Genomic DNA, 6,852 nt, shown 5'->3' on the forward strand with positions numbered 1-6,852 from the left:
ACCTGGCGATGAAGTAAGCGATATGTGCGATCCAAATCCAATTCTAGTGATTACAGGAAATGTAGACACCAATGTTCCTGGCAATTATACAATTACTTATACTGCCACTGATTCCGTCGGGAACACCGCTACCGCCACACGAACGGTACGTGCGGTTGACACCCATGTTCCAGTTATCTCATTAAATGGCGACAATCCCTTAACTATTGAATGTCCACTACCTTATGAGGAACCCGGCGCACAAGTGAGTGATCTCTGCGATCCAAATCCAGTTCTTGTGATTACCGGAAATGTAGACACCAATGTTCCTGGCAATTATACAATTACTTATACTGCAACTGATGCCAGTAACAACAGCGCATCCATGCAACGAACTGTAAATGTGGTTGATACAACACCACCAGTCATTGCCATAAACCCTGATATTATAACCCTGTGGCCGCCAAATCACAAATATGAAACCATTTCAGTAGAACAAGCTGTTGTTTCTGTTTCTGATGTTTGCGATGTTGACCTCTCGATTAATGATGTTTTGATTGTTTCGGTGAGCAGTGACGAACCGGAAGATGCTAATGGCAACGGCGATGGTAAAACATTCAACGACATTGTTATTGCCGATGATTGTAAATCCGTTCAGCTCAGGAAAGAACGTCAGGGTGGTGGTAACGGACGGGTTTACACCATTCATTTCGAAGCTGTGGATCACAGTGGTAATCCAGCAACGGCATCATACCAGGTTCAAGTTCCCCATGATAAAAAAGATATAGCAATGGATGAGGGTCCGGCTTACACAGTCTTGGGTAACTGCAGCATTCCTTCAGCGCTGATAGCATCCAATATTGAGGAAAACCAGGATGGTATAAACGATGTAGAAAGCAAATTAGATGAGAAACAATTGAATGCTGAAACTAATTTTGATAAAAGCCAGGATTTAGATGAAACAAAATTGTTGAATGGATACCAACTATACCAGAACCATCCAAATCCTTTTAATCCGACCACCGAGATCACATTTGCTCTTCCGAAAGCAGTTAATGTGAGCCTGGTGATCTACAATCTTTCCGGGCAGCTGGTGAGAACTTTGGTTTCCGGCCAGTTCCCGACAGGTGTTCATCGAGTTACCTGGAATGCCACAGATGACAACGGCATTCGTGTGGCCAGTGGTATGTACCTGTACGTGCTGAAAGCAGGTCAATATATGGATAAGAAGAAGCTGTTGCTGATGAAGTAAGGCTGGGTTCTTGATGCTTGATGCTAGATATTTGATGAGTCGGAAAATTAAACCTGCCAGGATGGGGAAACCTGGCAGGTTTTTTTGTGTACGTAAATCCTGTGGCATTTCAAACCGTTGGGGTTATAAAATCCGGGGGGTTTTTTGTCTAGCAATTTGTCATGAGGAATTATCTATGGGATATCCTTCTACTCAAATTTATCTTTGATTATAATTTCAGTAATAGTAATTTTAACCAAATATTGTGAATCTTATTTTTAAAATAAAAAAATGCCATCAAACCAAATTACAAGCCATCCACAACATATAATCCTCATTGTCGATGATGACGCAAACATCTGCGAAAGCCTGAAGGATATTTTGACTTTTGAAGGTTTCAATTGTGTACTGGCCAATGACGGCAAAGAAGCATTAGAAATCATCAATCAACAAAGAATTGATCTGATGCTTCTGGATATTCGTTTACCTAGAATTGACGGCATGGAGGTGTTGAAAAAATCTATCTCAGAGCATTCCTACCTGCCAATTGTAATGATCAGCGGGCAGGGTACGATTCAATTGGCAGTAGAATCGACTAAACTTGGGGCTTATGATTTTCTGGAAAAACCTCTCGATGCAGAACGTGTGTTAATTACGGTTCGTAATGCGTTACTCACAAACCAACTCAAAATACAACGAGATAAATTACTTACAGAGTCACAACTTCGTTATAAAATGATCGGAACGGATTCAACCATGCAGAAAATTTTTGCGCTGATCGATCAGGCAGCAAACGTAGACAGCAAGGTTCTCATCACCGGTGAATCAGGTACCGGCAAAGAATTGGTAGCAAGAGCTATTCACTTGAACAGCAGTCGTGTAGGAAATCCATTCATACCGGTGAATTGTTCCGCTATTTCGGAAAATTTGATTGAGAGTGAGCTCTTTGGCCACGTTAAGGGCGCCTTTACTGGCGCCATTTCCAATCACCTGGGTAAATTTCAACGCGCCAATGGCGGCACCCTGTTTTTGGATGAAGTTGGCGACATGAGTTTAATGATGCAGGCGAAACTTCTTCGTACGATCGAAGATAATATTGTAGAACCTGTGGGCAGTAATAAACCACAGGAAATATCTTTTCGAATTGTCTGCGCAACCAACAAAGATTTACGCAGCGAAATAAAGGAAGGGAATTTTCGTGAAGACCTGTACTTCCGCATCAACGTGATTCCAATCTACCTCCCAGCCTTAAGACATCGGCACAATGACATACGGCCCTTATCAGAGTTCTTATTGCAGCAAGTATGCACTAACGAAGGACTGCCGGACAAAAGATTTGCCGAAAATATTTGGCCCTTATTGATGGAATACGACTGGCCTGGCAACATCCGTGAATTGCGCAATATAATTGAACGTTCAGCCGTACTCTCCAACGAAATTTTAATTGATATCCCAATCATGCACCAGGCGATGCAAGACGGTCCTCTCAATAAATCGGACCCACAACGAGAACAAACCTTACGGGAAGCGCGCGCTAAATTCGAAAAAGACTTTATCCTCAAAACCCTCGCGGCTCATGATGGCAGAATCCAGGAGTCTGCTCGATCTCTTGGCATTCAACGCAGCCATCTCTGGAAAAAGATGCAGCAGTATGGGATAAACCGATGAGCTGTTTCATTTTCGGCTAATTAAAACTTATTTCAGAAGCACGAAATCCTAATTTCGAAATCCTAAACAAATCCTAATTTCTAAATCTCAATGTCTTAAACATGTTAAACCATCTTAAATTTGATTGTTATTTGAAAATTTATTATTCCGATATTGTTTAGATTTTTGTGCTTCGGATTTCTGATTTAATCGGTAAAATGGGGGTGGGGGTTCAAGATACTATTCCTGACGAACTCACTCAGGAACAAAAATCTTCATCGTTTATTTTCAAATCATTATTATTCTGCTTTTATTAAAAAAACAACTTGCTTTTTAGAAATCAAAATTGTATTGTGCACTACTGCTAAGTATTAGTATTCATATTATTTCAAGGAGCTATCATGTTTAAAGATCAACCTAGAGGACTGCCCGTTCTGTTTTTTACGGAAATGTGGGAGCGGTTTAGCTATTATGGTATGCGGGCATTACTGGTTTTATTTATGACAGCTGCTGTGGCGGAAGGCGGCCTTGGTTTAGAAATTGCGATAGCGACCGCTATTTACGGTTTGTATACATTCGGTGTCTACGCAATGGCGATACCCGGTGGTTGGATTGCTGACAAATTGATTGGTCAACGCCGAGCCGTACTTATCGGCGGTATCATAATTGCTCTCGGACACTACACACTTGCCTTACCCATGCTATGGACATTTTACCTGGGCTTGCTCCTGGTAATTATGGGAACGGGTTTATTGAAGCCAAATGTGAGCGCCATTGTTGGCGAACTTTATCCGGAGGGCGGGGCCAGACGTGACGCAGGGTTCTCGATTTTTTATATGGGAATTAATGTTGGAGCAGTATTAGGTCAGTCAGTATGTGCCTTGCTGGGAGAAAAAGTTGACTGGCACTTGGGTTTTGGCGCCGCGGCTATTGGTATGACCTTCGGTATTATTCAATATGTTGCCGGCAAAAAGCACCTGCAAAATGTGGGCGAACTCAAAGGGGATTATGCCAAAGAGTCGAGTATAAAGGCAGCAAAGAAGCAATTCATTATTGGTATTGGCATTGTCCTGGCATTAATAGTAGCATTTGTGTTATATCTGCAAACCACTACATCATTTGATATCGTTAGTTTTGCCGAGAACATCGGGCTTTCGATTACGGCAATAGCCTTTATATACTTTACTTTGATCATAATATTTGTGTGTAAAAATTCAAATGAAAAAAAACGTGTTGGATTAATTTGGATTCTATTTCTCGGCGCGGCTCTTTTTTGGAGCGGTTTTGAACAAGCCGGCTCGTCGATGAACCTGTTTGCCAGGGATTTTACAGACCGAATGGCATTTGGCTGGGAGGTCCCTACTGGTTGGTTGCAGAGCATCAACCCAATATTCATCGTAATTTTAGCGCCGGTCATGGGTATGTTATGGGTACGATTAGGTGACAAAAATCCAAATATACCCATTAAATTTGGCATAGGGCTGGTTTTACTTGGAGTTGGATTTTTTGTAATAGCCTGGGGAGCTTCCTTTATAGAAGCGGGGAAAGTGAGTCCTATGTGGTTAGTCGTTACTTACTTTTTCCATACCGTCGGTGAATTGTGTCTGAGCCCGGTTGGATTGAGCAGTATCACGAAACTTTCACCGGATCGTCTTGTCGGCCAGATGATGGGAACCTGGTTTATGGGCGCCGCGTTGGGCAACCTGATTGCAGGCCTTGTCGCTGGTTACATTGAAAAGCTGCCGCAAAATGAATTGTACGCAGTGGTTGCCGCTATTGTTATGGTATCTGGTTTTATGTTCTTGCTACTTCAAAAACCGATAAACAAGCTTTCCTGCGGTATAAAATAAGATTAATTTACAAAAGTTGTCGTTGGCGAATTGGAAAAATTATTTTACTTCTAATTCGCCGACGGCTTCAATTTTGTTACCCTTTAAAAAATTTATTCCCTGACAAAATTTAGTATTTATTATTAAAAACGATTTCTTTTGTAAGTACTAATGTAATTATGATAGCTAAAATTATTCAAGTCGGTAATTTTCGCGGTATCCGAATTCCAAAAACACTACTGGAACAAACTGGTTTTTCCGACGAGGTAGAGTTAGAGGTCAAAAATAATTATATCATTATTAAACCTGCTCAAAAACCCCGTAAGGGTTGGCAAGATAAATTTCAGACTATGGCAAAAAAAAGTGACGATGATTTAATGGATTCAAGTGAATTAACTCGCTTGAATCCCTGGAATGATGAGGAATGGGAATGGTAGATGCAAGTATCAAGATTTGAGTTTATTAAATCAATCTTGATCCTACCAAAGGGAAGAGAAATAAAAAAAACCGCCCTTGTTTAATAATTTTACCGAATGAAATGAACCATTATATTAGCACAATCGTTATTGCACCAATGACCACAAAAATACATGGTTATCCTTCCCGGGTCAAATGCAAATTTTCCGGCAAAGATTGCCAAATCGTTTTAGATCAAATCAGGTCTGTTTATAAATCTCGCTTAATCAAAAAGATAGGGAAAATAAAAAATAAAACCCAGATTACGGTTTTAGAAATTTTACAAGAGATGTTTGCCTGGTAAATTATTTGTTTAATTCATGAGTTCATTCTAAAAAGGTGGGATACCGATTCCATCGCTCTCATAAGTATTTGTTTTTATGTAACATTGCTTTTGGAAAAAGCGATTGCATCGGTTTTTAGAGTAGACTCATTCATCGAATTCAAATTCTTATGTGGAAAATTAGAGGCAAAGAATTAGCGCAAAAATTCAATCAAAGGAAAATATTTGATAATATTTCCTTTGAAATTAGAAGCGGCGAATCAATAGCGATCACAGGTGCCAACGGCTCAGGCAAAACGACGCTGCTACGGATCATCAGTCAACTGTTGCGACCGAGTGCCGGGAAAATTACTTTCCATGAAAACCAGGTTGAGATAAAAAGAGAGAAGCTCTATGTAGCTATTGGGCTTGTTGGCCCTTATCTGCAATTATATAATCAGCTTACTGCGCTAGAGAACTATTCATTCTTCCGCAGAATCCGGGGTTTGCCTGCTAATATCCCCCACTTCAAAAAACTGATGAGCAGAGTCGGATTGGCTGGTAGAGAAGCAGACGAACTAAGGAATTATTCTTCCGGAATGCTGCAAAGAATGAAATACGTATGTGCATTACTTCACGAACCGGAAATTCTTTTGGTTGATGAACCAACGTCTAATTTGGATGAAGCTGGCTCTCAAATAGTTTTCGAAATTATGGAGCAGCAAAAGAAAAACAAAATATTGATTTTAGCGACCAACAATAAAGACGAGGTAAAATTTGGCGACAGTACAATCGAGCTTACTGTATAAAGCCTGGATCGTTTTTCAAAAAGATATTCAGTTAGAATTACGTACCCGGTATTCCATCAATGCTTTTCTCTTGTTTGCGATAACTTCATTAGTCGTTGTTAGTTTTGCAATCGGTCCCGGCGCTTTATCGGAAAAATTTTTATCAGCTTTGTTGTGGATTATCCTCTTTTTTGCTTCAATTTCAAGCCTATCTCATATTTTTGTTAGAGAAGAAGAACAGCAAACAGCAGATACGTTGAAACTAGTTGCGCCACCACCGGCAATATTTTTGGGGAAATGGTTGTTTAATTTAGTATTGCTGTTTGGATTACAATTGGTAACCATACCCTTATTTTTGATATTTATGAATGTAACTGTACGGAATTTTCCAATCTTTATATGTATAATTTTATTAGGTAACCTGGGTTTATCGACTGTCGCTACAATAATTGGCGCCATTATCTCCAAAAGCAATGCAAAAGGCGCCCTATTTGCAGTGCTTGCTTTCCCCATTCTCTTCCCTATTTTGATATCCGCCGTAAATGGAACATTTTTGGCTTTCAATGGGAATCCTTTTTTCGATTGCATTACCGATTTGCAAGTATTATTTTCATTCGCCGGGGCTATCTTCATCGCATCAATGTTACTGTTTGAATATGT

Annotated in this window: 6 protein-coding genes and 1 pseudogene; all 7 read left to right on the forward strand. The window is 40.1% G+C overall.

Going from position 1 to position 6,852, the window contains the following annotated elements; translation table 11 throughout:
• Positions 1 to 1,231 (forward strand): DUF5011 domain-containing protein (locus IIC38_19310; protein ID MCH8128074.1); only part of this gene is annotated, 1,231 nt, incomplete at its 5' end.
• Between the two features lie 270 nt (positions 1,232 to 1,501).
• Positions 1,502 to 2,878, forward strand: a complete 1,377-nt coding sequence (locus IIC38_19315; protein MCH8128075.1) for a sigma-54-dependent Fis family transcriptional regulator — start codon at positions 1,502 to 1,504, stop codon at positions 2,876 to 2,878.
• A 380-nt stretch (positions 2,879 to 3,258) separates the two neighbouring features.
• The gene (locus IIC38_19320) at positions 3,259 to 4,707 is read left to right on the forward strand and encodes a peptide MFS transporter (protein ID MCH8128076.1); all 1,449 of its coding nucleotides are present in this window, start codon (positions 3,259 to 3,261) and stop codon (positions 4,705 to 4,707) included.
• A 158-nt stretch (positions 4,708 to 4,865) separates the two neighbouring features.
• A complete protein-coding gene (locus IIC38_19325) occupies positions 4,866 to 5,123 on the forward strand; it encodes an AbrB/MazE/SpoVT family DNA-binding domain-containing protein (protein MCH8128077.1) in 258 nt (85 codons plus the stop codon).
• Positions 5,111 to 5,446 (forward strand): annotated as a pseudogene (locus IIC38_19330) (type II toxin-antitoxin system PemK/MazF family toxin). The gene IIC38_19325 and the pseudogene IIC38_19330 overlap by 13 nt, the downstream one beginning before the upstream one ends.
• 149 nt (positions 5,447 to 5,595) lie before the next feature.
• The gene (locus IIC38_19335; protein ID MCH8128078.1) at positions 5,596 to 6,213 is read left to right on the forward strand and encodes an ABC transporter ATP-binding protein; all 618 of its coding nucleotides are present in this window, start codon (positions 5,596 to 5,598) and stop codon (positions 6,211 to 6,213) included.
• Positions 6,182 to 6,852 (forward strand): heme exporter protein CcmB (locus tag IIC38_19340; GenBank protein ID MCH8128079.1); only part of this gene is annotated, 671 nt, incomplete at its 3' end. The genes IIC38_19335 and IIC38_19340, both read left to right, overlap by 32 nt.

It is taken from the genome of candidate division KSB1 bacterium, from assembly GCA_022566355.1.
Taxonomy (GTDB): Bacteria; Zhuqueibacterota; JdFR-76; order JdFR-76; family DREG01; genus JADFJB01.